The organism is Puniceibacterium confluentis, assembly GCF_007923445.1.
Lineage (GTDB): Bacteria > Pseudomonadota > Alphaproteobacteria > Rhodobacterales > Rhodobacteraceae > Puniceibacterium > Puniceibacterium confluentis.
In genome coordinates this window covers 134367-159981 of sequence record NZ_VOJI01000005.1, presented here as the reverse complement: position 1 = coordinate 159981, position 25615 = coordinate 134367, and the positions used below count along the sequence as shown (strand labels likewise).

Here is a 25615-nt window from a genome sequence, read left to right as displayed (position 1 = left end):
CGCGCCCCGCGCTGGGGTAGGGGTGATCACCTCGGCAGGTCTCCTGACTCGCGGGTCGTCGCGGGATCCGGGCCTTCCCGGGGTTGAACCCCCAGTGGCATGTACCGGTCACGCTCGCCGCTCACAGTTGCGGGGGCAGTCGGGGATTGGCAGAGGGCCTGATCCCTGCGCACCACGTTCCCTTTTCACCGGATGTCACCATCCGGACCGAGGCAGCCTTTCGTTAGGCCGGCCGGGCCGGGAAATCAAGCCGAGATGCGCGATCTGCGGCACCCGGTCACAAACGCGGTCAGGCCAGGGGCGGAATTTGGCGTGGCGCGACCTCGCCGCGATGCGATTGCACAGCCGACGCGACGGATCGTCCGCCGCTGGGTTTACGGCGCTAGAGGCTGGTCGTGCATGGGATCAGATGGACGTCACGGGATTTCATGGTCCTAAGGTGGAAAATTCCGCCTTCAGTCGAATCAAACGGTCGTGATTTCGATTGATTCGGCTGAAATTGGCTCACATAAGCGGTTCGGGAGGTGCGATCTGCCCCCGGGGTGGGGCGGATTTGTGGCATGGCCGGGATTTTGTAGGAATTTCTGGGAAATTTTAGACTTACCACATTTTGTGTGCATTTTTTCAATACATACCACTTGAGCTATGCATGTCTGTGGATAAGTCGCAATATGTTGTTTCCGACGTGACCAAAAAACAACATTCTGGGGTGGTTGCCCGTAGAAACCAGTTGATTACCATGAAATCCCGTGGCATCCATAGTTCACACGATGAGGGACGGGAAAGACAGAGGGTCAACAAGAACCCCGACAACAATCCCAAGACCATAAAACAAAGAAAACCGGCAGGTTTCATACAGGCCCCGGCTTTCATCGTGACGACAGAGATCCGGCGCGCGAGCGAGCAGACATCCCCCCAGATGGCGCGCGCAGCTGGACACTCCCGCCAGAGCGGGACGAAGACGCCGGGATGATCAGTGGCAGCGGATCATCCCGGCATTTTCATTTTCAGGGGGCAGTCATAAAGGGCACACGGGACAGTGGGTCGCAGGTTCAGAGGCGAAAGCCAGCACAAGGTGGACGGTAAGGGCAGGGTGTCGATCCCGGCCTCTTTTCGTCGTGTGCTCGAGGCCTCTGACCCGAACTGGAGCGAGGGCGCGAACCCGGAGGTGGTCATCGTCTACGGGGATCACCGCCGCAAATACCTGGAATGTTATACCATGCAGGCGATCGACGAGGTCGACGACAAGATCGACGCCCTGCCGCGCGGCTCGATGGAGCGTCAGCTGCTGCAACGCATGTTCCACGGTCAGAGCCATCCGACCAACGTCGACGAAACCGGCCGCCTGGTGCTGCCGGCAAAGCTGCGCCAGAAGATCGGGCTTGAGGGCGAGGCGTTCTTTATCGCCAGCGGCGACACCTTTCAGATCTGGAATCCCGAGACCTACGAAACCGAAGAAGTCGCCAAGACCGAGGCCTTCCTGGACGATCTCCCCGATGATTTCGATCCGCTCAGCTTCCTGGATGGCGCGAAGTTGGAACGCTAGGCCATGGCAGAGCAACCCCCCGGCAAAGCCCCCCATGTTCCGGTTCTTCTGCGCCCGCTTTTGCGGGCGGTCGCCCCTGTAGGGGGTATCTGGATTGACGGCACCTTCGGAGCGGGCGGCTACGCGCGCGGGCTTCTCGAGGCGGGGGCCGATCAGGTCATCGGCATCGACCGCGACCCGCTGGCCCACCAGATGGCGGCCCCCTGGGCTGCGGACTACGGCGACCGGCTGCGGCTGGTGCAGACCAATTTCGCCCAGATGGACGAGGTTGCCACGGGTGTGGACGGCGTGGTGCTGGATCTCGGCGTCAGCTCGATGCAGCTGGATATCGCCGCGCGCGGCTTTTCCTTCATGAAAGAGGGCCCGCTGGACATGCGGATGAGCCAGGACGGCCCGTCCGCCGCCGATCTGGTGAACGAGCTGGACGAGGTCGCGCTGGCCGAGATCCTGTTCGTCTACGGCGAGGAACGGGCCTCGCGCCGGATCGCCAAGGCGATTGTCCGCTCGCGGGCCGAAGCGCCGATCACCTCGACACTGCGTTTGTCAGGTCTGATCGAATCCTGCCTGCCGCGCTCGAAGCCCGGACAGAGCCACCCGGCGACGCGCAGCTTTCAGGCGCTGCGAATCGCGGTGAACGACGAATATGGCGCCCTGTTCGAAGGTCTGATGGCCGCGGAACGGGCGCTGAAACCCGGCGGACAGCTGGCGGTCGTGACCTTTCATTCCGTCGAAGACCGCATGGTCAAACGCTTTCTGCAGGCGCGGGCCGGCGCGACCGGCAACGCCAACCGGTTTGCCCCGGTACTGGACACCGCGCCGCCGCAGTTCGAATTGCTCGGGCGCAAGGCCATTGGCCCGGATCCGGACGAACTTGAGCAGAATCCGCGCGCCCGGTCGGCCAAGCTGCGCCTTGCACGGCGCACCGACGCGCCCTCCGGTGAAATTGACGCCAAATCCATAGCCATGCCCCAGCTGAAGGGATCCCGCTGATGCGCTCGCTGCTCTATGTCACGACATTCCTGGGCATGATCGGTCTGGCATTCTGGGCCTACCACGAAAACTACAAGACCCAGGCGGCGCTGGGCAAGGTGGAACAGCTTCAGCGCGAAATCGGCGCGGCCCGGGAACGTCTGTCGGTGCTGCGGGCCGAATGGGCCTATCAGAATCGCCCCGACCGGCTGCGCGACCTTGCCGACATCAATTTCGAACGTCTGGGGCTGCTGCCGCTGCGGCCCGGGCACTTTGGCCGCGTCGACCAGATCGCCTATCCTGCCGAACCGGAACTGCCCATCACCGACCCCGTAGATGTCTCGAGCGCAGGAGCACAAGAGCCATGATCCGCACCCCGCTGCGCCCGCTGGCGCGTATCCTGCATGCCCGTGCGCAGGGCGAGAATCCGGATGCGATCGAACGCGAGAACCTGCGAATCCGTCATGAACAGATGCGCGACAAGGCCCGCAACCGCGCCGAGGGTCGTCTGCTGGTTCTGGGGGTTGTGTTCTTCTGTGCGTTTTCCGTGATCGGCATCCGCATGGGGGTTCTGGCCGGGTCGGAACCGTCCGAGCCGCGCGCGCAGGTTGCCGGGGCATCCATCATCGCCCAGCGTGCCGACATCGTTGACCGGCGTGGCCGCATTCTGGCCACCAATATGGAAACATACAGTCTTTATGCGCACCCGCACCAGATGGTCGACCGCGAAAAGGCGATCCGTGAACTGAAGGCGATCTTTCCCGAACTGGAAGAAGAGCGGCTGCGCAAGGACTTTACCGGCCCCCGCAAATTTCTCTGGGTGCGCAAGAAACTGTCACCCGAGCAGAAGCAGGCGGTACATGATATCGGCGAGCCTGGTCTGCTGTTCGGCCCGCGCGAGATGCGGCTTTATCCCAACGGTCACCTGGCAGCCCACATCATGGGCGGCACCAGTTTCGGCCGCGAGGGGGTCCATTCCGCGGAAGTCGTCGGCACCGCCGGCATCGAGAAATTCTTTGACGAACAACTGCGCGACCCGGCCCGCGAAGGCGCGCCGCTGGAACTGTCCATCGACCTGACCGTACAGGCGGCGATGGAACGGGTTCTGGACGGCGGCATGCGTCTGATGAACGCCAAGGGCGCGGCGGCGGTGCTGATGGATGTGCACTCGGGCGAAGTGATCGCGATTGCCAGTCTGCCGGACTTTGACCCCAACGACCGCCCGGCCAATCCGGTCAAGGGCAGCCCCAGCGACAGCCCGCTGTTCAACCGGGCGGTGCAGGGGGTTTACGAACTGGGATCGACCTTCAAGATCTTTGCCGCCGCCCAGGCAATGGAGTTGGGTTTGGTCAATCCGCAGACCGTGATCGACACCTCGCCGCCGTTCAAGGTCGCCAATTTCAAGATCGGCGAATTCAACGGCAAGAACTATGGCAAACAGACGGTCGAAGGCATCATCGTGCATTCCTCGAACCGCGGCACCGGCAAGATGGCGCTGGCCATCGGCGCGCGGCGTCAGCAGGATTTCCTGTCCGAACTCGGCTTTCTCAAGGCAACCGGGCTTGAGATCGTCGAATCCAATGGCGGCAAGCCGCTGCTGCCGGCCAAGTGGACGGATCTGAGCACGGTGACCATTTCTTATGGCCACGGCATCAGCACCTCGCCCCTGCACCTGGCGGCCGGATATTCCGCCATCGCCAATGGCGGGCGGGCGGTCACGCCGACGCTGCTCAAACAGACGCGGCCGCAACTCGGCCCCCGGGTGATGTCAGAGGCCACGGCGGCGGCGGCCCGCACCATGCTGCGCAAGGTGGTGACCGAAGGCACGGCAAGTTTCGGCGAGGTCGAAGGGTATTCGGTCGGTGGCAAGACCGGCACCGCCGACAAGCCCAAGGAAAAGGGCGGCGGCTATTACAAGGACAAGGTCATCGCGACCTTTGCGACGATCTTTCCCACCACCGATCCGAAATATGCACTGATCGTGACGCTGGACGAGCCGTCCGAGAACAGCGGCGACAAGCCGCGCCGCACCGCAGGCTGGACTGCCGTGCCGGTCGCCGCCGAGCTCATCGGCCGGGTTGCGCCGCTTCTGGGCTTGCGTCCCGAGGCCGAACCGGGGCAACAAGCTGACATCGTGCTGACCCGCAACTGACGGGTCGGTGCTGCGCATCCGACCGAAGGCTGGGGGGCTTTCATGAGCGACACCGTCAAGACACTGGCCGACCTGGGTCTGACCGCCCGGGCCGGGCGCGAAACACAGGTCCGCGGGATTGCGGTGGACAGCCGCGATGTCAAGCCCGGCTACCTGTTCGCCGCGCTTCCCGGCACCCGTATCCACGGCGCGACATTCATCCAGTACGCACTCAGCCTTGGGGCCAGCGCGGTTCTGACGGACGCAACCGGCGCGCGGATTGCCGGCAGCGAACTGGCCGCATCCGACGCCGCTTTGGTGATCGCCGCCGATCCGCGCCAGACGCTGGCCTATACGGCAGCGCTGTGGTTCGGCGCACAGCCCGACGTGATGGTCGCGGTGACCGGCACCAACGGCAAGACCTCTGTGGCCACCTTTGTGCGCAAGATCTGGCAGGAACTCGAGCTGTCTGCGGTCAACGTCGGCACCACCGGGGTCGAGGGGGACTGGCAGGCGCCGCTGCGCCACACCACCCCCGAGCCCGTGACGCTGCACCGGGTTCTGGCGGCAGCGGCCGCGGCCGGTATCGACCATGCGGCGATGGAGGCCTCTTCGCACGGTCTGGAACAGCGGCGCCTGGACGGTGTACAGCTGCGGGCCGCCGGGTTCACCAACTTCACCCAGGATCATCTGGATTACCACGCCTCGTTCGAGGACTACTTTGCCGCCAAGGCCGGGCTGTTTGCCCGGGTGCTGCCCGAGGACGGTGTGGCGGTGGTCAACATCGACGACGCCCGCGGCGTGGACATGGCCGCGATTGCCCGCGCCCGGGGGCAGTCCCTGATCACCGTCGGCACCGGCGAAGGGGCGGACCTGTGCCTGATGGCGCAGCGCTATGACTCCACCGGACAGGATGTGCGCATCCGCTGGGACGGCCGCGTGCGACAGTTGCGGCTGGATCTGATCGGTGGGTTTCAGGCCGAGAACGTGTTGCTGGCGGCAGGTCTGGTGATCGCCTGCGGTGCCGACGCACAGCGGGTGTTCGAGACCCTGCCGTTCCTCAACACCGTGCGGGGCCGGATGCAACTGGCCGCGACGCGTGAAAACGGCGCGGCGGTCTTCGTGGACTATGCCCACACGCCGGATGCGGTGGAAAAGGCGATCCGGGCACTGCGACCGCATGTGATGGGCCGGCTTATCGCCATTGTCGGCGCGGGGGGGGACCGCGACGCCGGCAAACGGCCGCTGATGGGCCGCGCCGCGCTTGCGGCGGCGGATCAGGTGATTGTCACCGACGATAATCCGCGCTCGGAAGACCCGGCGCTGATCCGCGCGGCGGTGCTGGAGGGCGCCCCCGGCGCGCTGGAGGTCGGTGACCGCGCCGAGGCCATCCTGCGCGGTGTCGACGCACTGGGACCGGGCGATGCGCTGCTGATCTGTGGCAAGGGCCACGAGACCGGGCAGACCGTTGGCGAGACGGTGTTTCCCTTTGATGATGCCGAACAGGCGAGCGTCGCGGTTTCGGCGCTGGACGGGAGGCTGGCATGACACTCTGGACATCCGATGACGCGGTGGCGGCGACCGGGGGGCAGACCACCGGGGCGTGGGCGGCTTCGGGCGTGTCCATCGACACCCGGACCCTGCGGCGCGGCGATCTGTTCGTGGCGCTGACGGCGGCGCGGGACGGACATGACTTTGTCGCTCAGGCGCTCGAGGCAGGGGCGGCGGCGGCGCTGGTCGAACGGGTGCCCGAGGGGCTTGCTGCGGATGCCCCGCTGCTGATCGTCAGGAATGTGCAGGCGGCACTCGAGGCATTGGGGGTGGCGTCCCGGGCGCGCAGCCGGGCCCGGGTGGTGGCGGTGACCGGCTCTGTCGGCAAGACCTCGACCAAGGAGATGCTGCGCAAGGTGCTGGGCGGGCAGGGCAAGACCCATGCCGCCGAGGCGAGCTACAACAACCACTGGGGCGTGCCGCTGACCTTGGCGCGGATGCCGGCAGACAGCGATTTTGCGGTGATCGAGATCGGCATGAACCACCCCGGAGAGATTGCACCGCTCAGCCGCATGGCGCGTCCGCATGTGGCGGTTGTGACCATCGTGGCGCCGGCGCATCTGGCGGCGTTCGAAAGCCTGGAAGGCATCGCGCGCGAAAAGGCCGCGATTGTCGACGGGCTGGAACCCGGCGGCGTGGCGATCCTCAACGGGGATCTTGCGACATCGGACATCCTGATCGCGGCGGCACGGGAAAAAGGTGCCCGAGTCGTGACATTCGGCGAATCCGCACAGTGTCATCACCGGGTCAGCGACCTGCGCATCGGCGATCAGACGACCGTGGTGCAGGGACGGGCCTGGCGCGCGCCGGTGCTCTACAAGATATCGGTGCCGGGGCGGCACTTTGCCGTCAACGCGATGTCGGTGGTGGCCGTGGCAGGCGCCCTGGGTCTGGACCGGGCGACAGCGCTGGCGGACCTCGGGCGCTGGACACCCGGAGCAGGGCGCGGGATGCGCGAAGTCATCGCCATGGACGCGGTCGACACCCACATGACATTCGAGCTGATCGACGATGCCTATAACGCCAACCCGGCGTCGATGGCGGCGGCGCTCGAGGTTCTGGCCTCGGCCGAAGTCAAGCACGACATCGGCCGGGTCAGTCTGGGCCGCCGCATTGCCTATCTGGGCGACATGAAGGAGCTGGGCACGTCAGAGGCCGAATTGCACGCCGAACTGGCAAGCCAGCCCGCCATCGCGGCGGTGGACGTGGTGCATTGTGTCGGCCCGCTGATGCGCCACATGCACGCGGCACTGCCGGAGACCAAGCGTGGCCGCTGGACCAGCACCAGCGCCGAGATGGCCGAAGGTCTGCGCCATGATCTGGACGCCGGCGACGTGGTTCTCGTCAAGGCGAGTTTGAGCATGGGGCTGGGACGGGTAGTTGACGCTATCCGCAAAATGCGCCAAGGCGCTGGCCTGACCGACGCCTGACGGCGCCTGAGCACGTGAAAAGGGAAGACTGACATGCTGTATTGGCTGACCGGACTGTCGGATGGCGGCGATTTCTTCAACCTTTTCCGTTATATCACCTTTCGCGCCGGCGGGGCCTTCATGACGGCGCTGGTGTTCGGGTTTCTGTTCGGCCAGCCGTTGATCAACGTCCTGCGGCGCACGCAGGGCAAGGGCCAGCCGATCCGGACCGACGGTCCCGAGGGGCATTTCGTCAAGGCCGGCACGCCGACGATGGGCGGCCTGCTGATCGTCGGCGCGTTGCTGACCTCGACGCTGTTGTGGGCACGGCTGGACAATCCCTTTGTCTGGATGGTGCTGTTTGTGACCATGTCCTTTGCCGCCATCGGCTTTGCCGACGATTACGCCAAGGTGCGCAAGCAGACCTCGGCCGGGGTGTCGGGCCGGGTGCGGCTGCTGCTGGGGTTCTTCATCGCCGGGGTCGCCGCCTACTGGGCCTCGCTGTACCATCCCGCCGACCTGACCAACCAGCTGGCATTGCCGGTGTTCAAGAACACGTTGCTCAACCTCGGATGGTTCTTTGTGCCGTTTTCGATGTTCGTGATCGTCGGTGCGGCCAATGCCGTGAACCTGACCGACGGGCTCGACGGGTTGGCGATCATGCCGGTGATGATCGCCGGGGGCACTCTGGGGGTGATTGCCTATGCCGTGGGACGTGTCGACTTTACCGAATACCTGGATGTGCACTATGTGCCGGGCACCGGCGAGATCCTGATCTTTACAGCGGCGCTGATCGGCGGCGGACTCGGCTTTCTGTGGTACAATGCGCCGCCGGCGGCGGTGTTCATGGGCGACACCGGATCGCTGGCGCTGGGCGGGGCTCTGGGGGCCATTGCCGTCGCCACCAAACACGAGATCGTGCTGGGCATCGTCGGCGGGCTTTTTGTGGTCGAGGCGCTGTCGGTGATCATTCAGGTGCTGTACTTCAAGCGCACCGGCAAGCGGGTGTTCCTGATGGCGCCGATCCATCATCACTATGAGAAAAAGGGCTGGGCCGAGCCGACCATCGTGATCCGGTTCTGGATCATTTCGCTGATCCTCGCCATCATCGGACTGGCAACCCTCAAGGTGCGCTGATCCGGGCACCGTGATCGGGCCGGGCGCGCCCGGCTGTTCCATCTGTGTCATACCGCAGCCGCTGCGCGACCTCTGGCGCGCGTGGCGACCAATTCGGTCGTCGGCCGGTCCTGCGCGATGGTTGGGGGGCTGCCCCCGCCGCTCGGCAAGCGGGCGCCCCCCCCGGGATATTTAGACCCCGGAGAAGATCCGCTCTCTGGAAAGCCCGCGCAATTTCCGGTAGCGCTGCACAAAAGACCAAGAGGGCATGTGCAATGATACCGGTTCAGGGATTTGAGGGGCAGTCGGTGGCTGTGCTGGGGCTGGGGCGATCCGGCCTGTCGGCGGCGCGGGCTCTGGCGGCCGGGGGGGCTGTTCCGCTGTGCTGGGACGACAATCCGGCGGCCCGGGATCTGGCCGCCGCCGAAGGTCTGGAGCTGCGGGATCTGAGCCGCGACGGGGCCTTTGACGGGGTCGCCTGTCTGATGGTCAGCCCCGGGATTCCGCATCTCTATCCGGCGCCCAACCCGGTGATCGCTGCCGCCTGGGCGGCAGGGGTTCCGGTGGACAATGACATCGGGCTGTTTTTCCGCTCGCTCGCCGTGGCGGACTGGGACCAGTATGACGTGACGCCACGGGTGGTGGCGGTGACCGGATCCAACGGCAAGTCCACCACTTCGGCGCTGATCCATCATATCCTGAGCGAGGCCGGGCGCGGCAGCCAGCTGGCGGGCAATATCGGCCGTGGCGTGCTGGACATCGACCCGCCCGGCGAAGGCGGTGTGGTGGTGCTGGAACTCAGTTCCTATCAGACCGATCTCGCCCGCGCGCTGACGCCGGATGTGGCGGTGTTCACCAATCTCAGCCCAGACCACCTGGACCGGCACGCCGGGCTGGGCGGATATTTTGCGGCCAAGCGTCGGCTGTTTGCCGAGGGCGGGCCGGACCGCGCGGTGATCGGCGTGGACGAGCCCGAGGGCCGGTCGCTGGTCAACCAGTTGAGCGAGGGGCCGGGGGATGACCGGGTGATCCGGGTGTCCTCGGGGCAGAAGCTGGGCGGGCCGGGCTGGGATGTCTTTGCCCGCAAGGGGTTCCTGAGCGAGTGGCGCAAGGGGCGGCAGGTTGCCTCGCTTGACCTGCGCGGCGTCAAGGGGCTGCCGGGCGCGCACAATCACCAGAATGCCTGTGCTGCCTTTGCGGTCTGTCGCAGTCTTGGCATGGGCCCCAAACAGATCGAGGCGGCGCTGCAGACCTTCAAGGGTCTGCCGCACCGCAGCCAGATCGTCGCGGAAGCAGCGGGAGTCACCTATGTCAACGACTCCAAGGCGACAAACGTCGACTCGGCCGTCAAGGCATTGCTGGCCTTTGACAACATCCGCTGGATCTGCGGCGGGTTGCAGAAGGACGGTGGCCTGGACGGGCTGGTCCCGGGGCTGGGTCACGTGCGCAAGGCGTATGTCATCGGGCGCGAGGCGGCAGGCTTTGCCATGGGCCTGGGCGGGATCTCGACCGAGGTCTGCACCACGATGGAGCGAGCGGTGGCGCAGGCCATGGCCGACGCCGAGCCGGGTGACGTGGTGCTGCTGGCACCGGCGGCGGCGAGCTTTGATCAGTATGACAATTTCGAGCAGCGCGGCGATGATTTCGCCGCCCGCGTGGGCCACGGGCTTGGCCTGAGCTAACCGTGGTGGATCGATTTGCGCAGCGGGGCCAGCAGGTTCATGTAGAGCGCCTGCGGATGCACGACGCCCAGCTGCGCCGGAATCTCGGGCAGGTCCAGAATTCGGGCGATGGCGAAACGGTGCATGCCGCCACTGGCGCGCAGGAACGTGCCGTCGCGGCCCAGGTGAATGAGGATCCCGCCATGTTCGCGGCGAAAATACTCGGGCATCTCTGAACGGGTGAGCAGGCGGCCCCGGCGCTGAACCTCGTCATAGACGCGGTCGAGCGCGGCATACCGTGCAATCACGTCGGCGCGGGTGGCGCAGCCGTCCGGCACATGGCCCTTGGCGATTTCCGCCAACATGCGGTCGAACAGCGGCGTTTGATCCCAGGGAACACCATCGACAAAGTGCAACCGGCTGCTGGACAGTTTGACATGTGTATCCAGCAGGTACCGGCTCTGATCCCAGTCGCCGTCGACGACCAGACCGCTTTCCTGGCGGCGCAGGGGACGTTTGCCGCCTGACTTGTCGTAGCCGAACAGCACATCGGCGGGGCGGACGTAGATACATTCGTCCGACAGCGGCGCGTCGGCCCCATAGAGCACGCGGTTCCACCAGTCGCGCATTGCCTTGCGCGGCACATGCGCCTCCAGGGTGCGCCCCAGATTGAGAGGGTGCAGGGTGGGGTGATCGGCAAAGACCATGAAACCGCCGGATGTGACTGTGTGGTAAGGATTATATGACGTTTGTGCAGGGCTTCAAGAGTGGCTGCGGTCGGGGCCGGGCAACTGTCTGCAAGCGGTGCGGAAGGGCTACGGCCTGTCGTGGTGCCGGTCTGTTGCGGCCTTGCTGCGGGGAATGGGACTGGGGGTGGTCAGCCCGCCCGGGCCTGCGCGGTGCGGATCGCGGTGCCTGCCGCATGGCCCGACGCCCACGCCCATTGGAAGTTGTATCCGCCGAGCCATCCGGTCACATCCACGGCCTCGCCGATAAAGTACAGGCCCGGAACGGTTTTTGACATCATGCTGGCCGAGGACAACCCGGCAGTGTCGATCCCGCCCAGGGTGACTTCGGCGGTGCGATAGCCCTCTGAACCGTTTGGCATGACGGTCCAGGATCCAAGTGCGGTGGCCAGGGACTCGATCCGGGCATCGGACAGATCGCCGAGGTTGCCTTTCAGGTCCAGCGTCTGGCCCAGAAACTCGACCAGTCGCGACGGCAGGTGCTGGGTCAGTTCGGTGGTCAGATTGCGGCGGCCTTCGACCCGGCGCTTGTCGCGCAGGATCCGTGCCAGCGCGGTTGTCGGCAGCAGGTCGATGCTGATGCTTTCGGATTCGGTCCAGTAGCTGGAAATCTGCAGGATTGCCGGGCCGGACAGGCCGCGATGGGTGAACAGCAAGGCCTCGTCAAAGCTGGCGCCGCCATGGCAGATCCGCACCGGCGTGGCGACACCGGCAAGCGGGGCGAACCGGTTCTCGGGGAAGGTCAGCGGCACCAGGCCCGGGCGGGTTTCGGTGACCGGCATGTTGAATTGGCGGGCGATGTCGTAGGCCATTCCGGTGGCCCCCATCTTGGGAATCGATTTCCCCCCTGTTGCGACCACCAGATTGTCGGCGGTGACCGTCACACTGCGGCCGTCGCGTTCCAGGGAGGCGACGAAACCGGCATCGGTCCGGCTCAGGTCACGCAGCCGGGTCTGAAGCCAGAGCGTGGCCCCCGCCGCCTGGGTTTCGGCCACCAGCATGGCGACGATGTCGCGGGCGGAGCGATCGCAGAACAACTGGCCCAGTGTCTTTTCGTGCCACGGGATATTGTGTCGTTGCACCAGGTCAAGGAAATCCCACTGCGAATATCGGCTGAGCGCTGATTTGTGGAAATGCGGGTTGGCGCCGAGGAAGTTGCCGAAATCGCAGTGCATGTTGGTGAAATTGCACCGGCCTCCGCCCGAGATGCGGATCTTCTCGCCCGGCGCACGTGCGTGATCGACAAGCAGCGTGCCGGGGCCTGCCTGCGCGGCTGCCATGAGCCCGGCCGCGCCGGCGCCAAGGATGAGTGTGGTGTAATGCATCACGCTGATTAGCCGCGTGGTGGCGTGGCGCGCAAGGGGCGGTGCGGCGATCCGCGCCGGTCAGGGGCCGGAAAATTGAGCAGTCCACGCCAGCCGGTGGTTGGATTGCAAACGGGCGGCCTGCTGGCCGCCCGTCTTTCAGCGCGATGGTGTCGGTCCGTCAGGCCGTCTTGCGGCGGCGCGCCGTCACGCCCATGCCGCCAATGGCAAGCAGGATCAGCGGCAGGGTGGCGGGCAGCGGCACTGCGGCAACCTGCTGGTAGATCACGTTGTCCATATAGAGGTTGTGGATGGTGTCGCGGTCCGGAACACTGGCAAGCGCATAGCTGATCAGGTTGGCGCCAACGTCGAGGCCGAAGAAGCCGGAGATCCCGCCGTAATTCGTCGGCGATGTCAGGCTCGAGTCAAGCAGGTTGCCGGCGGCACCGAACACCTGAAACAGCACCGGAGCGTTGTTGTAGTAGCCGTCAAAACCGACGGCAGACACGAGCGATGCAAAATCAATCCGCAGGAAACCGCCCGGACCCGAACCGCCGGCGCCGTTGTTGGTGTAGGATTGGCCAGTCATCGGCCCATTGTTCAGAGACGAGACATTGCCATCCGAAAACGATGCAAAGCCGTCTCCGGCCGTGGCGGCTCCGCTGACCGCGTTGTCAAAGCCATAGGACACGGCGCTCGGGCCGAAATCATTCAGCGCGATAGTGGCGGCCTGCGCCGATGTGGTCAAAGCGGCTGCGGACAAACCCACGGCAATCAGGGCGTATTTAAACTTGTTGAACATCTGAATTCCTAACATCTTCTTCTTTCTATGGCTGTCCGCTGTGGCGCAGCGCGTGACGCACTATTTCCACGAGCAGTGGGGCCGATTTGTGGCAAAAAAGTGTAGAATTTCGGCTATATATTTATTTAGGAATTTTAAGGTGTTAGTGGCCTGTCCGCTGGTTTTTTCGCCCGAAATTCCGCCCTGTGATCACGGTAAGCGCAGCGCGCGTCCGGCGGGCGTGAGCCCCTGATTCCAGCGCCGGTGCCAACTGGAAAGGTGGCGTGAAAGCACAGTGCCGGAGGGCATGTATCTGCACCACCCGGACGGAACCGGCAGCCTGCGCGCGTCGGTTCGGGGGGCGCCGCAGCCGTTGCCGGCGGCCTGTGAACCAGTGGCCCGGCCGGTCAGACACGGCGCGGACGGTCAACCGCCGCTGCTCCGACGCCGAGCCGATCTGACAGTGAAAACCGGCGTGTTTCCTCTGGCTTGAGGGGCTCGAATTCGCTACACTTGCGCTCAGATCCGGACAACCGGGCGTTCAGAGGCAGTGATGGCGGTATTCCCATGACCGAAATGGTTTACGGCACGGTTTCCGTGCGCGACAGCGAACCTGTGTTGCCGAAATGGTGGCGGACAGTCGACAAATGGTCTCTTTCCTGCATCCTGATGTTGTTCGGGATCGGCATCCTGCTTGGTCTCGCGGCGTCCCCGCCCCTGGCGGAGCGCAACAATCTTCAGCCGTTCCACTATGTTCAGCGACAGGCGTTCTTTGGCGGCCTGGCCCTGACGGCGATGTTCCTGACATCGCTGCTGTCGCCGGTTCTGGTGCGGCGCCTTGCGGTGATCGGTTTTCTCGGGGCGTTCGTGGCGCTGGCGCTGCTGCCGTTCTTTGGCACAGACTTTGGCAAGGGCGCGATGCGCTGGTACTCGCTGGGTTTTGCCAGCGTGCAGCCCAGCGAATTCCTCAAGCCCGGCTTTGTGGTGGTCGCAGCCTGGATGATGGCCGCGAACCAGGAGGTCAACGGCCCGCCGGGCACTCTGTGGTCCTTTGCGCTGGCCGTGGCGATCGTGCTGATGCTGGCGCTGCAGCCGGATTTCGGTCAGGCCTGTCTGGTGCTGTTTGGCTGGGGCGTGATGTACTTTGTCGCCGGAGCGCCGATGGTGTTGCTGGTGGGGATGGCCGGGCTCGTGGTTTTCGCCGGCACCATCGCCTATGAGAATTCCGAACATTTTGCCCGCCGAATCGACGGGTTCCTGAACCCCGAGGTCGATCCGAACACGCAGATGGGTTACGCCACCAACGCCATCCAGGAGGGCGGGTTCTTCGGGGTCGGTGTCGGCGAGGGACAGGTGAAATGGTCGCTGCCGGATGCGCACACCGATTTCATCATCGCCGTCGCCGCCGAGGAATACGGGCTGGTGCTGGTGCTGTGCATCCTTGCCATCTATGCCGCCATCGTGGTGCGCAGCCTGATTCGCCTGATGCGGGAACGTGACCCGTTCATCCGCCTCGCGGGGACAGGTCTTGCCTGCATGTTCGGCGTGCAGGCGATGATCAACATGGGTGTCGCGGTGCGGCTGCTGCCCGCCAAGGGCATGACCTTGCCGTTTGTCAGCTACGGCGGGTCTTCGCTGATTGCGGGCGGAATTGCGGTCGGGATGCTGCTGGCCTTTACACGGGCGCGCCCTCAGGGTGAAATCGGCGATATTCTGAGAGGGAGAGGCCGATGAACACTCTGATGTACAGGGCGCCGCAGGGCGCCTGCTGGTCGGGTCATGGCTGAGCAGGCAAAGCCGCCGTTGCTGGTGATCGCAGCGGGCGGCACGGGCGGACATATGTTCCCGGCGCAGGCGCTGGCGGAACTGATGCTGCGGCGGGGCTGGCGTGTGAAGCTGAGCACCGACGCACGCGGTGCGCGCTATACCGGGGGCTTTCCGCATTCGGTCGAGATCGAGCAGGTGGATTCCGCCACCTTTGCCCGGGGCGGGCCGCTGGCCAAGGCGGCGGTGCCGTTCAAGGTCACGCGCGGCGTGCTGAGCATGGCGCTGCGGATGCGGCGCGACCGCCCCGCGGCGGTTGTCGGGTTTGGCGGCTATCCCAGCATTCCGGCGCTGGGTGCGGCGGTGCTGCTGGGACTGCCGCGGATGATCCACGAACAGAACGGCGTGCTGGGTCGGGTCAACCGGATCTTTGCCAAGCGGGTGAACGTGGTGGCCTGCGGCACCTGGCCGACGACCCTGCCTGAAGGGATCAGCGGCGTGCATGTCGGCAATCCGGTGCGGCTGTCGGTTCATGAACGGGCCGGGTCATCCTACATCCCCCCTGGCGAATACCCGATGTCGATCCTGGTGATCGGCGGCTCGCAGGGCGCGCGGATCCTGTCGGACGTGGTGCCGCCGGCCATTGCCGCCCTGCCGATGGAAGCGCTGCGTCACCTGCGCATTGCGCATCAGGCGCGGGACGAGGATGGCGAACGGGTGGCAACCTATTACGCCGAACAGGGCATCGACGCCGAGGTCCAGCCGTTCTTTCACGACATCCCGACGCGGATGAGCGAGGCGCAGCTGGTGATTTCGCGCTCCGGTGCCTCGTCGGTGGCGGATATCAGCGTGATCGGTCGCCCGTCGATCCTGATCCCCTTTGCTGCCGCGACCGGCGATCACCAGACCGCCAACGCCCGCGCACTGGTCGAAGCGGGCGCGGCGATCCGCATCCCCGAGGCAAAATTGAGCGTCGACTCGCTCTCCGAGGCGATCCTGGCGGTGCTGGACAACCCCGGCGGTGCCTTGCAGATGTCGCAGGCCGCGTTGTCGGTGGGCCGCCCCGACGCGGCAACAGAACTCGCGGCCCTGGTCGAGCAACTGGCAGAGCAGGAGCCAAGCAGATGAACAAGACAATAAGAGGGGCCGAGATGATGCGCGCCGCAACCAAGCTTCCCGGCGATGTCGGGCCCATTCATTTTGTCGGCATCGGCGGCATCGGCATGTCCGGCATCGCCGAGGTGCTGCTGAATCTGGGCTATCAGGTTCAGGGCTCGGATCTGAAACGGTCCAAGATCACCGACCGGCTGGAAGGGCTTGGTGCCGAGATTTTCGAGGGCCAGTCGGGCGCCAACCTCGAGGGCGCCGAAGTGGTGGTGATTTCCTCGGCGATAAAGCCGGGCAATCCCGAACTGGACGAGGCGCGCCTGCGTGGCCTGCCGGTGGTGCGCCGGGCCGAGATGCTGGCGGAACTGATGCGGCTCCGGTCCAATATCGCGGTGGCGGGCACCCACGGCAAGACAACGACGACAACTCTGGTGGCCGAACTGCTGGTGGCCGGCGGCATCGACCCGACAGTGGTCAACGGCGGCATCATCCACAACTACGGCTCGAACGCCCGCATGGGCGAAGGCGAATGGATGGTGGTCGAAGCGGACGAAAGCGACGGCACCTTCAACCGGCTGCCGGCAACAATCGCCATCGTGACCAACATCGACCCCGAGCATATGGAACACTGGGGCGATTTCGACGCGCTGCGCCGCGGGTTCTACGACTTCGTGTCCAAGATACCGTTTTACGGCCTTGCGGTCTGTTGCACCGATCATCCCGAAGTACAGGCGCTGGTGGGCAAGATCACCGACCGCCGGGTGCTGACCTATGGTTTCAACGCCCAGGCGGACGTGCGCGCCGTGAACCTGCATTATGCCAAGGGTGTGGCGCAGTTCGACATCGCGCTGCAGGCCGAGGGTCTGATGATCGAGGGATGCACGCTGCCGATGCCGGGTGATCACAACGTCAGCAACGCCCTGTCGGCGGTGGCCGTGGCCCGGCACCTCGGGATGGAACGGGACGAGATCCGCACCGCGCTGGCGGCCTTCGGTGGCGTCAACCGTCGCTTTACCCGGGTGGGCGAGGTCGACGGCGTGACGATCATTGACGACTACGGGCACCACCCGGTCGAGATCAACGCCGTGCTCAAGGCAGCGCGGCAGGCAACAGAAGGCCGGGTGATCGCGGTTCACCAGCCGCACCGCTATTCGCGGCTGTCGTCGCTGTTTGACGATTTCTGCGCCTGCTTCAACGATGCGGACGTGGTGGCCATTGCCGAAGTGTATGCTGCCGGAGAAGATCCGATCCCGGGGGCGTCGCGCGACGATCTGGTGGCGGGCCTGATCCGCCACGGCCACCGCCACGCCCGGGCGATCCGCGACGAGGCCGACCTGGAACGGCTGGTTCGGGAACAGACCCAGCCCGGGGATATGGTGGTCTGTCTCGGGGCGGGCACGATCAGCACCTGGGCCAATGCGCTGCCCGGGAAACTGGCCGGAAAGCTGGCCGGGTGACGTCGGTGCTGCGCGGGTTGGCACCGGGGCAGGGGCGAGCGGCTGGCCTGAGTGCCGACCGCTGCCCTGGCAAGGCTTGCGTGCCCTACCACCTGGCTGGTCCCGAGGCGCGCAAGAGATGAGCACCTCGCTGATCATTGGCTGTTTCTGGGTGCTGGCGTCCTGCGTGACGGCGATGCTGCCGCTGCGGCGGCAATATGTTCCGGGCGTGCTGCTGATGCTGGCGGCCCCCGTACTGCTGGTCTGGATCGGCTTTGACGTCGGACCGGTCTGGTCTCTGCTGGGACTGGTGGCCTTTGGGTCGTTGTTCCGCAATCCGCTGCGTTATTTCTGGGCAAAGGCCCGAGGCCGAAACCCCGAGGTGCCCAGATGAACCTGTCGATCGTACTTGCCCTGATCTGGGCCCTGGCGGCGAATGTTCTGGCGATGATCCCCAGCCGCGACAATCACTGGACCCGGGCCTATGTGCTGATTGCGGTAGGCATCCCGCTGCTGGGCTATGTCACCTGGCAGAACGGTCCCTGGATCGGGCTGCTGGTGCTGGCGGCGGGCATGTCGGTACTGCGCTGGCCGCTGCGGTATCTCGGACGCTGGGTCGCGGCACGGCTCGGACGCGGAACCTGAGCGGGTGATCGTCTATGGCCTGCCGCTGCTGTGTTACGTGGGGGCACTGATCGGCACGCTGGCCGCACTGCGCTTCGGGCTTGCGCGCCTCGTCTGGGGCGGTCTGGCGGTCTGTGTGCTTCTCCTGGGCTGGGCGATCCATGCCGGGCAGGCACATCAGGGCTGGGACGCCATCGGTGTTTCCATCCTTGCGGTGCTGACGGTGCTGCCGGTGTTTCTTGGCGGTGTCACCGGGCTGCTTACGGGGGTTTACCGCAGCCGCAAAGACAGGCAGAAACCGCCACATGACTGACATTCCCCAAAACGTGCGCGGCTCTCTGACCCGCGACAGATTGTTGTCCGACCTGACCTGGCTGCGCGTGGGCGGGCCGGCCGACTGGCTGTTCCAGCCTGCCGATCTGTCCGACTTGCAGGCGTTCCTGAGCGCGCTGCCGTCCGGAACGGCGGTGTTTCCCATGGGGGTGGGGTCGAACCTGATCGTCCGGGACGGCGGCCTGCGCGCCGTGGTGATCCGCATGGGGCGCGGCTTCAACGATATTGTGATCGACGGCACCCGGGTGACGGTCGGCGTGGCGGCGCTGGACGCGCATGTGGCGAAAAAGGCTGCCGTTGCCGGACTTGACCTGACGTTCCTGCGCACCATTCCGGGGGCGATCGGCGGCGCGGTGCGGATGAACGCCGGCTGCTATGGCTCTTATGTCGCCGACGTGCTGGTCTCGGCGCAGGCCGTAACGCGTGCGGGCGCCTTGGTGACGCTGGCACCGGAGACGCTCAACCTGGGGTACCGCAGCAGCGATCTGCCCGAGGGCTGGGTGCTGGTCAGTGCCACCTTTGAAGCGCCCACCGGTGATCCGGCAGAGCTTGCCGAGCGGATGGCGGCACAGATTGCCCGCCGCGACGCCAGCCAGCCGACAAAAGAGCGCACCGCGGGCAGCACGTTTCGCAACCCGGCCGGTTTTTCCAGCACCGGGCGCGCGGACGACGTTCATGATCTCAAGGCCTGGAAAGTGATAGACGACGCCGGGCTGCGTGGCGCGCGAAGGGGCGGGGCGCAGATGAGCGAGATGCATCCCAACTTCCTGGTGAATACCGGCGGCGCAAGCGCCTCCGATCTTGAGGGGTTGGGCGAGGAAGTGAGAAAAAAGGTTTTCCAACACAGCGGAATAGAGCTACACTGGGAAATCATGCGGATCGGAGAACCGACGCGCGAAACAGCGGCCGATAACGACCGCTGAAATAAGAAAAAAACGACGTGGCCACAGGCAGGCTGCACATAAAAACAAGGGCGACACGCCCGGGACATATTGAGGCGGTTTGGGATGTCGAGCGGGACACTCCCGAAAGTAGCGGTACTGATGGGCGGACCCTCGGCTGAACGCGAGGTATCGCTCAGCTCAGGGCGAGAGTGCGCCGTTGCTTTGCGGGAATTCGGATATGATGTGACCGAGGTCGATGCCGGCCCGGACCTGGCGCAGCGTCTTGCCGACGCCGCGCCCGACGTCGTTTTCAACGCCCTGCATGGTCGCTGGGGCGAAGATGGCTGTGTCCAGGGACTGCTGGAATGGCTGCGGATTCCCTACACACATTCCGGCGTGCTGGCCTCGGCGCTGGCGATGGACAAGGAACGCACAAAGCAGGTGTTCCGCGATGCCGGGCTGCCGGTGGTGCAGAGCCTGCTGATGGCCCGGGACGCGGTCCGCCGTGCGCATGCGATGGCGCCGCCCTATGTGGTCAAGCCGAACAACGAAGGTTCCTCGGTCGGGGTGTATCTGGTGCAGGATGCCGCGAACGGGCCGCCGCAACTGTCCGACGACATGCCCGATGTGGTGATGGTCGAAACCTTTGTCCCGGGGCGCGAACTGACCACCACGGTGATGGGGGACCGGGCGCTGACGGTGACGGATATCCTGACCGACGGGTGGTACGACTACGACGCCAAGTACAAGCCTGGCGGATCGCGCCATGTGGTGCCGGCCGTCATCCCGCAACAGATCTTTGACGCCTGCATGGAGTACGCGCTGCGGGCCCACCGGGCGCTGGGCTGCCGCGGGGTGAGCCGCACCGATTTCCGCTGGGACGAGGCGCGCGGCCTCGAGGGGTTGTTTCTGCTCGAGACCAACACCCAGCCCGGCATGACGCCCACGTCGCTGTCGCCCGAACAGGGCCAGACCGTCGGAATGAGCTTTCCCGAGATGTGTTCCTGGATGGTGGAGGACGCATCGTGCAACAGATAAGCCGCGCCGATCCCGCACCATCCAGACTGCGATACCGCATGAACCGGATGATGCTGACACCGCTCTACCGTATCCTGTTGCGGGTCGGCTTGCCCTTCGCGATTGCCTTCGGGGGGGCCTCGCTGTGGTTTTCCGCGCAGGACAACCGCGACGCCTTTACCGGCATGATCGCCAACGCCCGGGCTGTGGTCGAGCAACGCCCGGAATTCATGGTCAAGCTGATGGCCATCGACGGCGCCAGCGACGGGGTGTCCGAGGACATCCGGGAAATCCTGCCGGTGGCCTTTCCGATCTCTTCCTTTGACCTTGATCTGGATGTGATGCGCGAAGCCGTTGCGGGGCTGGACGCGGTTGAATCCGCGCGCTTGCGCATCCGGCAGGGCGGGGTGCTGCAGATTGATGTTGTCGAACGCGTGCCGGTTGTCGTCTGGCGCAGCGTCGACGGCCTTGAATTGCTGGACCGCAACGGCGTGCACGTCGGACCGGTCGCGCGGCGCGGCGATCAGGCGGAACTGCCGCTGATCGCGGGGCGCGGTGCGGACGGGTACGTCCCCGAGGCGCTGGCGCTCCTGGCGGCCGCCAAGCCGCTGTGGCCGCGTCTGCGGGCGGTGCAGCGGATCGGGCAGCGGCGCTGGGACATTGTCCTGGACCGGGATCAGCGGGTGATGCTGCCCGAAAACGGTGCCGTTCAGGCGCTGGAGCGGGCCATTGCGATGGATCAGGCGGTGGACCTTCTGAACCGGGATTTGCAGGCGGTCGATCTGCGGCTGCCGCAACGGCCGACGTTGCGGTTGAGCGAACACGCGGTGCAGGAAATGCTGCGCATGAAGACGATAAAAGTTGGGGATAACTGAATGATCGAGCTGTACGAATCCCAGCGCGCGATGCGCAACATGCGCAAGGCCGCGATGCAGCGGGGGGTGATCGCGATTCTGGACGTGGGATCATCCAAGATCGCCTGCCTGGTGCTGCGGTTCGACGGTTCGGAGAAGGGCGGCGAAAACGACGGCATCGGATCTCTGGCGGGGCAGTCGGGGTTTCGCGTCATCGGCGCGGCGACCACCCGGTCGCGCGGCGTACGCTTTGGCGAGATCGACGCCATGGGAGAGACCGAGCGCGCAATCCGCACTGCCGTTCAGGCCGCGCAGAAGATGGCGCAGATCCGGGTCGATCATGTCATCGCCTGTTTTTCCGGCGCCGAGCCGCGGTCCTACGGGTTGGACGGCAAGGTCGAGATCGAAAACACCACAGTGTCCGAGCAGGACATTGCCCGCGTGCTGAGCGCCTGCGACGTGCCGGATTTCGGACACAGCCGCGAAGTGCTGCACGCGCAGCCGGTGAACTTTGCGCTGGATCACCGTTCGGGGCTGGGCGATCCGCGCGGCCAGATCGGCCAGACCCTCAGCACCGACATGCACATGCTGACCGTCGAAGGCATGGCAATCCAGAACCTGGCGCACTGCGTCAAGCGCTGCGACCTGGAACTGGCCGGCATCGCCTCATCCGCCTATGTCAGCGGCGTTTCGGCGCTGGTGGAGGACGAGCAGGAGCTGGGCGCCGCCTGCATCGACCTTGGGGGCGGTGCGACCGGTGTGTCGATCTTCATGAAAAAGCACATGATTTATGCCGACAGCGTGCGGATGGGCGGCGATCACGTCACCGGCGACATCTCGATGGGTCTTCAGGTGCCGATGGCCACGGCCGAACGGATCAAGACGTTCTACGGCGGGGTAGTCGCCACCGGCATGGACGACCGCGAGATGATCGAGATCGGCGGCGACACCGGCGACTGGCACCACGACCGCCGCACCGTCAGCCGCGCGGAACTGATCGGCATCATGCGGCCGCGGGTCGAAGAGATCCTGGAAGAAGTGCGCGCCCGTCTGGACGCCGCCGGATTCGAGCATCTGCCCAGCCAGCAGATCGTGCTGACCGGGGGCGCAAGCCAGATTCCCGGGCTGGACGGGCTGGCCAGCAAGATCCTTGGCCAGCAGGTCCGGCTGGGCCGGCCGATGCGGGTGCATGGCTTGCCACAGGCCGCGACAGGTCCGGGTTTTGCCAGCGCCGTCGGTCTGTGCCTGTTCGCAGCGCACCCGCAGGACGAATGGTGGGACTTTGAAATTCCGGTTGAACGTTACCCGGCGCGATCCCTGAAACGGGCGGTAAAATGGTTCCGAGACAATTGGTAAACGCAATATCTGGCCGATTCGGCGAAATCCCGCGAGTCGCGGCTAGAAAAGCGCCACATTTGGTGGCTTTAAAGTGTTTTTCGCGTGACGCGATGGGCATGATTCGTTAAACTTGGCGGGAATAGGCGCAAAAAGGGCCTGAAACAGGCCATAACAGCAGGCGGAAAAATCAATGACTTTGAACCTTTCGGTGCCCGGACACGACGACTTGAAACCCCGGATCACGGTGTTCGGTGTTGGCGGCGCCGGGGGCAACGCAGTCAACAACATGATCGAAAAGGCGCTGGATGGCGTCGATTTCGTAGTGGCCAACACGGACGCTCAGGCGCTGCAGCAAAGCAAGTCTGAAAGCAAGGTCCAGTTGGGTGTGAAAGTCACCGAGGGTCTGGGGGCCGGGGCACGCGCAAGCGTTGGTGCCGCCGCCGCCGAGGAAAGCATCGAGCAGATCGTCGATCACCTGGCCGGGGCGCACATGTGCTTTATCACCGCGGGCATGGGCGGCGGCACCGGGACGGGTGCGGCGCCGATCATCGCCCAGGCGGCGCGCGAGCTCGGTGTTCTCACCGTCGGTGTCGTGACCAAGCCGTTCCAGTTCGAGGGCAACAAGCGGATGAAGCAGGCCGAGGATGGTGTCGAAGCCCTCCAGAAGGTCGTGGACACGCTGATCATCATTCCGAACCAGAACCTGTTCCGCCTCGCCAACGAAAAGACCACCTTCACCGAAGCCTTCTCGATGGCGGACGATGTCCTTTATCAGGGCGTCAAGGGCGTGACCGACCTGATGGTGCGTCCCGGCCTGATCAACCTCGACTTTGCCGACGTGCGCGCGGTGATGGACGAGATGGGCAAGGCGATGATGGGCACCGGCGAGGCCGAGGGCGAGGATCGCGCGATCCAGGCCGCCGAGAAGGCGATTGCCAACCCGCTGCTCGACGAGATCAGCCTGCGCGGCGCCAAGGGTGTTCTGATCAACATCACCGGCGGCCACGACCTGACGCTGTTCGAACTGGACGAGGCCGCGAACCGGATCCGCGAAGAAGTGGATCAGGACGCCAACATCATCGTCGGCTCGACCCTCGACAGCACGATGGAAGGCAAGATGCGCGTCAGCGTCGTTGCCACCGGCATTGATGCGATGGACGTGAACACCGAAATGCCGGTGCCGCGGCGCTCGCTTGCCCAGCCGCTGAAGCAGCAGTCGATCGAAGCTCCGGCCCCCAAGCCGCAGCCCAAGCCCGCAGCCCAGCCCGTTGCCGCACAGCAGGCCGAGCCGCAGTACGAAGAAGAAGAGCCGTCGCTGTTCGAGGGAATGTCGCAGTCCGCAGACGCGCAGAACGACGTCTTCGAAGAGGATGACCGCTACGAGGAGGCCGCCCAGAGTGACGGCCTGCCGCCGCCGGCCTACAAGCCTCAGGTTGCACAGTTCCAGCCGCGTGCCGAAATCGAAGCCGAGCCCGACACCTTTGTCGCGCCCCGCGCCCCGGCGCCGGGCACACCTTCGGCAGAAACCATGTCGCGCCTGCAGGCCGCAGCCGCCCGCGCCCGTCCGAACCAGCCTCAGGGAATGGGGCGCACTGCCGCCGCCCAGGCCGCACAGGAGGCGTCGGAAAACGACCGCAATCCGCGCTTTGGCATCAACTCGCTGATCAACCGGATGACCGGACACGGACAGGAGACACCGGCGACCCGTCGCCAGCAGCCGTCGGTTCAGGCCCGCAAGCAGGTACAGCCCGATCCGATGATCGAGCCGGAAAATGATCCCGATCAGGAGCGGATCGAGATCCCCGCATTCCTGCGGCGTCAGGCCAACTGAACCAAATCGTTCACTCCCTAGAGGAGATGACGCAAACGCCCCCGGATTTCGGGGGCGTTTTTCCGTTTTATAACAGTATGTTGTCTGGCCCGTTCCGGCGATGGGCGGGGTTGTGCCGACCCCCACACAGTGATGTTTCAGACCGTTGCAATCTTTGATTTGAGACAGCAGGGGGGACCGCTTATCTCATGCTCAAGCGTTAACGGGCGTTAAGCGTTTTCGCCAAGTCCTGAGGAGAGAGCCGTGCAGACAACCATCAGATCAGCGATCTCGTTTTCGGGCGTCGGCCTTCACTCGGGCAAGTCCGCCCGCCTGACCATCCGTCCGGCTTCGGCGGAACACGGGATCTGGTTCAAGCGCACCGATATCGCCGTCGGGGATGCGATGATTCCGGCGCGCTGGGACGCGACCGAACACACACCGCTGTGCACCCGGATTTTCAACCGCGTCGGCGTTTCGGTGTCCACCATTGAACATGTGATGGCCGCTCTGGTCGGCTGCGGCGTGCACAACGCCCTGATCGAGATCGACGGTCCCGAAGTGCCGATCCTGGATGGATCCGCGGCGCCGTTTGTGCGCGGCGTTCTGGCGCGTGGCGTACGCGAGCTTGACGCTCCGGTGCGCGTGATCGAGATCCTGGCACCGGTCGAGGTCAAGACAGACCAAGGCTGGGCGCGTCTGGAGCCGGGCAATGGCGGTCTGACGATGGATTTCCACATTTCGTTTGCGGACGGGGCGATCGGCACCCAGAACAAGTCTCTGGACCTGCGCAACGGCACCTTTGTGCGCGAGCTGTGCGACAGCCGCACCTTCTGCCGTCAGGCGGATGTGGATGCGATGCGTGAAATGGGTCTGGCCCTGGGCGGCACGATGGACAACGCTGTTGTGGTCGATGGCGACAAGGTGCTGAGCCCTGGTGGCCTGCGCCATGCCGACGAAGCGGTGCGCCACAAGATGCTGGACGCTCTGGGCGATCTGGCGCTGGCCGGTGCCCCGATTCTCGGGCACTACACCGGCCACAAGGCGGGTCACACCCTGACAAACCTGCTGCTGCGCGCCCTTTTCGACACACCCGACGCCTTTCGCATGGTGTTCGTCTCTGCGGAAACTGCGGCCCGTTTGCCGGGTGCTGGTGTCGACTGTCACGAAATTCCGGCAGTCGCCTGAACCGACTGGTTCAGAACTTGCCACAGCGTCGGCGGAAAACGGTGCA

24 protein-coding genes and 1 riboswitch are annotated in these 25615 nt (G+C 65.1%); of the genes, 21 read left to right on the top strand and 3 right to left on the bottom strand.

Annotation, left to right across the window (positions count from 1 at the left end; translation table 11 throughout):
• Positions 1–16: 16 nt before the first annotated feature.
• Positions 17–227, bottom strand: a riboswitch (cobalamin riboswitch).
• A gap of 422 nt (positions 228–649) precedes the next feature.
• The 9 genes from FOY53_RS23415 to murD all read left to right on the top strand — a co-directional run bounded on the left by FOY53_RS23415 (position 650) and on the right by murD (position 10404).
• Positions 650–973, top strand: a complete 324-nt coding sequence (locus FOY53_RS23415; protein ID WP_146587508.1) for a hypothetical protein — start codon at positions 650–652, stop codon at positions 971–973.
• A gap of 66 nt (positions 974–1039) precedes the next feature.
• Complete coding sequence (gene mraZ / locus FOY53_RS07905) at positions 1040–1546, top strand: division/cell wall cluster transcriptional repressor MraZ (RefSeq protein WP_146587506.1); 507 nt, start codon at positions 1040–1042, stop codon at positions 1544–1546.
• A 3-nt stretch (positions 1547–1549) separates the two neighbouring features.
• Positions 1550–2536: a 16S rRNA (cytosine(1402)-N(4))-methyltransferase RsmH gene (gene rsmH, locus FOY53_RS07900; RefSeq protein WP_146587504.1), complete on the top strand. Its 987-nt coding sequence runs from the start codon at positions 1550–1552 to the stop codon at positions 2534–2536.
• Complete coding sequence (gene ftsL, locus FOY53_RS07895; protein ID WP_146587502.1) at positions 2536–2883, top strand: cell division protein FtsL; 348 nt, start codon at positions 2536–2538, stop codon at positions 2881–2883. Before rsmH ends, ftsL begins: the two co-directional genes overlap by 1 nt.
• Entirely contained in the window at positions 2880–4667 is a 1788-nt protein-coding gene (locus FOY53_RS07890; RefSeq protein WP_146587500.1) for a peptidoglycan D,D-transpeptidase FtsI family protein, read from the top strand. Before ftsL ends, FOY53_RS07890 begins: the two co-directional genes overlap by 4 nt.
• Before the next feature lie 42 nt (positions 4668–4709).
• Complete coding sequence (locus FOY53_RS07885) at positions 4710–6194, top strand: UDP-N-acetylmuramoyl-L-alanyl-D-glutamate--2,6-diaminopimelate ligase (protein WP_146587498.1); 1485 nt, start codon at positions 4710–4712, stop codon at positions 6192–6194.
• Complete coding sequence (locus FOY53_RS07880) at positions 6191–7627, top strand: UDP-N-acetylmuramoyl-tripeptide--D-alanyl-D-alanine ligase (RefSeq protein WP_146587496.1); 1437 nt, start codon at positions 6191–6193, stop codon at positions 7625–7627. The genes FOY53_RS07885 and FOY53_RS07880 overlap by 4 nt, the downstream gene beginning before the upstream one ends.
• A 33-nt stretch (positions 7628–7660) precedes the next feature.
• Positions 7661–8743 (top strand): phospho-N-acetylmuramoyl-pentapeptide-transferase, encoded by a 1083-nt coding sequence (gene mraY, locus FOY53_RS07875; protein ID WP_146587494.1) that lies wholly within the window; start codon positions 7661–7663, stop codon positions 8741–8743.
• Between the two features lie 254 nt (positions 8744–8997).
• Complete coding sequence (gene murD / locus FOY53_RS07870; RefSeq protein WP_146587492.1) at positions 8998–10404, top strand: UDP-N-acetylmuramoyl-L-alanine--D-glutamate ligase; 1407 nt, start codon at positions 8998–9000, stop codon at positions 10402–10404.
• Here the strand turns inward: murD and FOY53_RS07865 are convergent.
• The 3 genes from FOY53_RS07865 to FOY53_RS07855 all read right to left on the bottom strand — a co-directional run bounded on the left by FOY53_RS07865 (position 10401) and on the right by FOY53_RS07855 (position 13235).
• The gene (locus FOY53_RS07865) at positions 10401–11090 is read right to left on the bottom strand and encodes a hypothetical protein (RefSeq protein ID WP_146587490.1); all 690 of its coding nucleotides are present in this window, start codon (positions 11088–11090) and stop codon (positions 10401–10403) included. The two genes, murD and FOY53_RS07865, sit on opposite strands and share 4 nt — an antisense overlap.
• A gap of 170 nt (positions 11091–11260) precedes the next feature.
• A complete protein-coding gene (locus FOY53_RS07860) occupies positions 11261–12454 on the bottom strand; it encodes a BaiN/RdsA family NAD(P)/FAD-dependent oxidoreductase (RefSeq protein WP_146587488.1) in 1194 nt (397 codons plus the stop codon).
• A 160-nt stretch (positions 12455–12614) separates the two neighbouring features.
• Entirely contained in the window at positions 12615–13235 is a 621-nt protein-coding gene (locus tag FOY53_RS07855; protein WP_186766542.1) for a VPLPA-CTERM sorting domain-containing protein, read from the bottom strand.
• Positions 13236–13781: 546 nt separating this feature from the next.
• On the opposite strand from FOY53_RS07855, the gene ftsW reads away from it, so the two are divergent.
• From ftsW to lpxC, 12 genes are all read left to right on the top strand, one after another.
• Positions 13782–14948, top strand: coding sequence for a putative lipid II flippase FtsW (gene ftsW / locus FOY53_RS07850; RefSeq protein ID WP_146587483.1), 1167 nt, complete (start codon positions 13782–13784; stop codon positions 14946–14948).
• Positions 14949–14993: 45 nt separating this feature from the next.
• Positions 14994–16106 carry a UDP-N-acetylglucosamine--N-acetylmuramyl-(pentapeptide) pyrophosphoryl-undecaprenol N-acetylglucosamine transferase gene (locus FOY53_RS07845; protein WP_146587481.1) on the top strand — a complete coding sequence of 371 codons (1113 nt, stop codon included), beginning with the start codon at positions 14994–14996 and terminating at the stop codon, positions 16104–16106.
• Positions 16107–16132: 26 nt separating this feature from the next.
• Positions 16133–17542 (top strand): UDP-N-acetylmuramate--L-alanine ligase, encoded by a 1410-nt coding sequence (gene murC, locus FOY53_RS07840; RefSeq protein ID WP_146587716.1) that lies wholly within the window; start codon positions 16133–16135, stop codon positions 17540–17542.
• Between the two features lie 118 nt (positions 17543–17660).
• Positions 17661–17915, top strand: a complete 255-nt coding sequence (locus FOY53_RS07835) for a DUF2484 family protein (protein WP_146587479.1) — start codon at positions 17661–17663, stop codon at positions 17913–17915.
• Complete coding sequence (locus FOY53_RS07830; RefSeq protein WP_146587477.1) at positions 17912–18166, top strand: DUF2484 family protein; 255 nt, start codon at positions 17912–17914, stop codon at positions 18164–18166. The genes FOY53_RS07835 and FOY53_RS07830 overlap by 4 nt, the downstream gene beginning before the upstream one ends.
• Positions 18167–18170: 4 nt before the next feature.
• The gene (locus FOY53_RS07825; RefSeq protein ID WP_146587475.1) at positions 18171–18458 is read left to right on the top strand and encodes a hypothetical protein; all 288 of its coding nucleotides are present in this window, start codon (positions 18171–18173) and stop codon (positions 18456–18458) included.
• Positions 18451–19401, top strand: coding sequence for a UDP-N-acetylmuramate dehydrogenase (gene murB, locus FOY53_RS07820; protein ID WP_146587473.1), 951 nt, complete (start codon positions 18451–18453; stop codon positions 19399–19401). Before FOY53_RS07825 ends, murB begins: the two co-directional genes overlap by 8 nt.
• An 84-nt stretch (positions 19402–19485) precedes the next feature.
• Positions 19486–20400, top strand: a complete 915-nt coding sequence (locus FOY53_RS07815) for a D-alanine--D-alanine ligase (protein WP_146587471.1) — start codon at positions 19486–19488, stop codon at positions 20398–20400.
• Positions 20401–20438: 38 nt separating this feature from the next.
• The gene (locus FOY53_RS07810; protein ID WP_146587713.1) at positions 20439–21254 is read left to right on the top strand and encodes a cell division protein FtsQ/DivIB; all 816 of its coding nucleotides are present in this window, start codon (positions 20439–20441) and stop codon (positions 21252–21254) included.
• Positions 21255–22589 carry a cell division protein FtsA gene (gene ftsA / locus FOY53_RS07805; protein WP_146587469.1) on the top strand — a complete coding sequence of 445 codons (1335 nt, stop codon included), beginning with the start codon at positions 21255–21257 and terminating at the stop codon, positions 22587–22589.
• Positions 22590–22761: 172 nt separating this feature from the next.
• The gene (gene ftsZ / locus FOY53_RS07800; RefSeq protein WP_146587467.1) at positions 22762–24402 is read left to right on the top strand and encodes a cell division protein FtsZ; all 1641 of its coding nucleotides are present in this window, start codon (positions 22762–22764) and stop codon (positions 24400–24402) included.
• A gap of 243 nt (positions 24403–24645) precedes the next feature.
• Positions 24646–25569, top strand: a complete 924-nt coding sequence (lpxC, locus tag FOY53_RS07795) for a UDP-3-O-acyl-N-acetylglucosamine deacetylase (RefSeq protein ID WP_146587465.1) — start codon at positions 24646–24648, stop codon at positions 25567–25569.
• Positions 25570–25615: the final 46 nt, after the last annotated feature.

Excerpts from the sequence above, each read along its gene's own strand:
- FOY53_RS23415 (WP_146587508.1), top strand. The coding sequence starts at position 650 with ATGTCTGTGGATAAGTCGCAATATGTTGTTTCCGACGTGACCAAAAAA.
- rsmH (WP_146587504.1), top strand. The coding sequence starts at position 1,550 with ATGGCAGAGCAACCCCCCGGCAAAGCCCCCCATGTTCCGGTTCTTCTG.
- ftsL (WP_146587502.1), top strand. The coding sequence starts at position 2,536 with ATGCGCTCGCTGCTCTATGTCACGACATTCCTGGGCATGATCGGTCTG.
- FOY53_RS07890 (WP_146587500.1), top strand. The coding sequence starts at position 2,880 with ATGATCCGCACCCCGCTGCGCCCGCTGGCGCGTATCCTGCATGCCCGT.
- FOY53_RS07885 (WP_146587498.1), top strand. The coding sequence starts at position 4,710 with ATGAGCGACACCGTCAAGACACTGGCCGACCTGGGTCTGACCGCCCGG.
- FOY53_RS07880 (WP_146587496.1), top strand. The coding sequence starts at position 6,191 with ATGACACTCTGGACATCCGATGACGCGGTGGCGGCGACCGGGGGGCAG.
- mraY (WP_146587494.1), top strand. The coding sequence starts at position 7,661 with ATGCTGTATTGGCTGACCGGACTGTCGGATGGCGGCGATTTCTTCAAC.
- murD (WP_146587492.1), top strand. The coding sequence starts at position 8,998 with ATGATACCGGTTCAGGGATTTGAGGGGCAGTCGGTGGCTGTGCTGGGG.
- FOY53_RS07865 (WP_146587490.1), bottom strand. The coding sequence starts at position 11,090 with ATGGTCTTTGCCGATCACCCCACCCTGCACCCTCTCAATCTGGGGCGC.
- FOY53_RS07860 (WP_146587488.1), bottom strand. The coding sequence starts at position 12,454 with ATGCATTACACCACACTCATCCTTGGCGCCGGCGCGGCCGGGCTCATG.
- FOY53_RS07855 (WP_186766542.1), bottom strand. The coding sequence starts at position 13,235 with ATGTTCAACAAGTTTAAATACGCCCTGATTGCCGTGGGTTTGTCCGCA.
- ftsW (WP_146587483.1), top strand. The coding sequence starts at position 13,782 with ATGACCGAAATGGTTTACGGCACGGTTTCCGTGCGCGACAGCGAACCT.
- FOY53_RS07845 (WP_146587481.1), top strand. The coding sequence starts at position 14,994 with ATGGCTGAGCAGGCAAAGCCGCCGTTGCTGGTGATCGCAGCGGGCGGC.
- murC (WP_146587716.1), top strand. The coding sequence starts at position 16,133 with ATGCGCGCCGCAACCAAGCTTCCCGGCGATGTCGGGCCCATTCATTTT.
- FOY53_RS07835 (WP_146587479.1), top strand. The coding sequence starts at position 17,661 with ATGAGCACCTCGCTGATCATTGGCTGTTTCTGGGTGCTGGCGTCCTGC.
- FOY53_RS07830 (WP_146587477.1), top strand. The coding sequence starts at position 17,912 with ATGAACCTGTCGATCGTACTTGCCCTGATCTGGGCCCTGGCGGCGAAT.
- murB (WP_146587473.1), top strand. The coding sequence starts at position 18,451 with ATGACTGACATTCCCCAAAACGTGCGCGGCTCTCTGACCCGCGACAGA.
- FOY53_RS07815 (WP_146587471.1), top strand. The coding sequence starts at position 19,486 with ATGTCGAGCGGGACACTCCCGAAAGTAGCGGTACTGATGGGCGGACCC.
- FOY53_RS07810 (WP_146587713.1), top strand. The coding sequence starts at position 20,439 with ATGAACCGGATGATGCTGACACCGCTCTACCGTATCCTGTTGCGGGTC.
- ftsA (WP_146587469.1), top strand. The coding sequence starts at position 21,255 with ATGATCGAGCTGTACGAATCCCAGCGCGCGATGCGCAACATGCGCAAG.
- ftsZ (WP_146587467.1), top strand. The coding sequence starts at position 22,762 with ATGACTTTGAACCTTTCGGTGCCCGGACACGACGACTTGAAACCCCGG.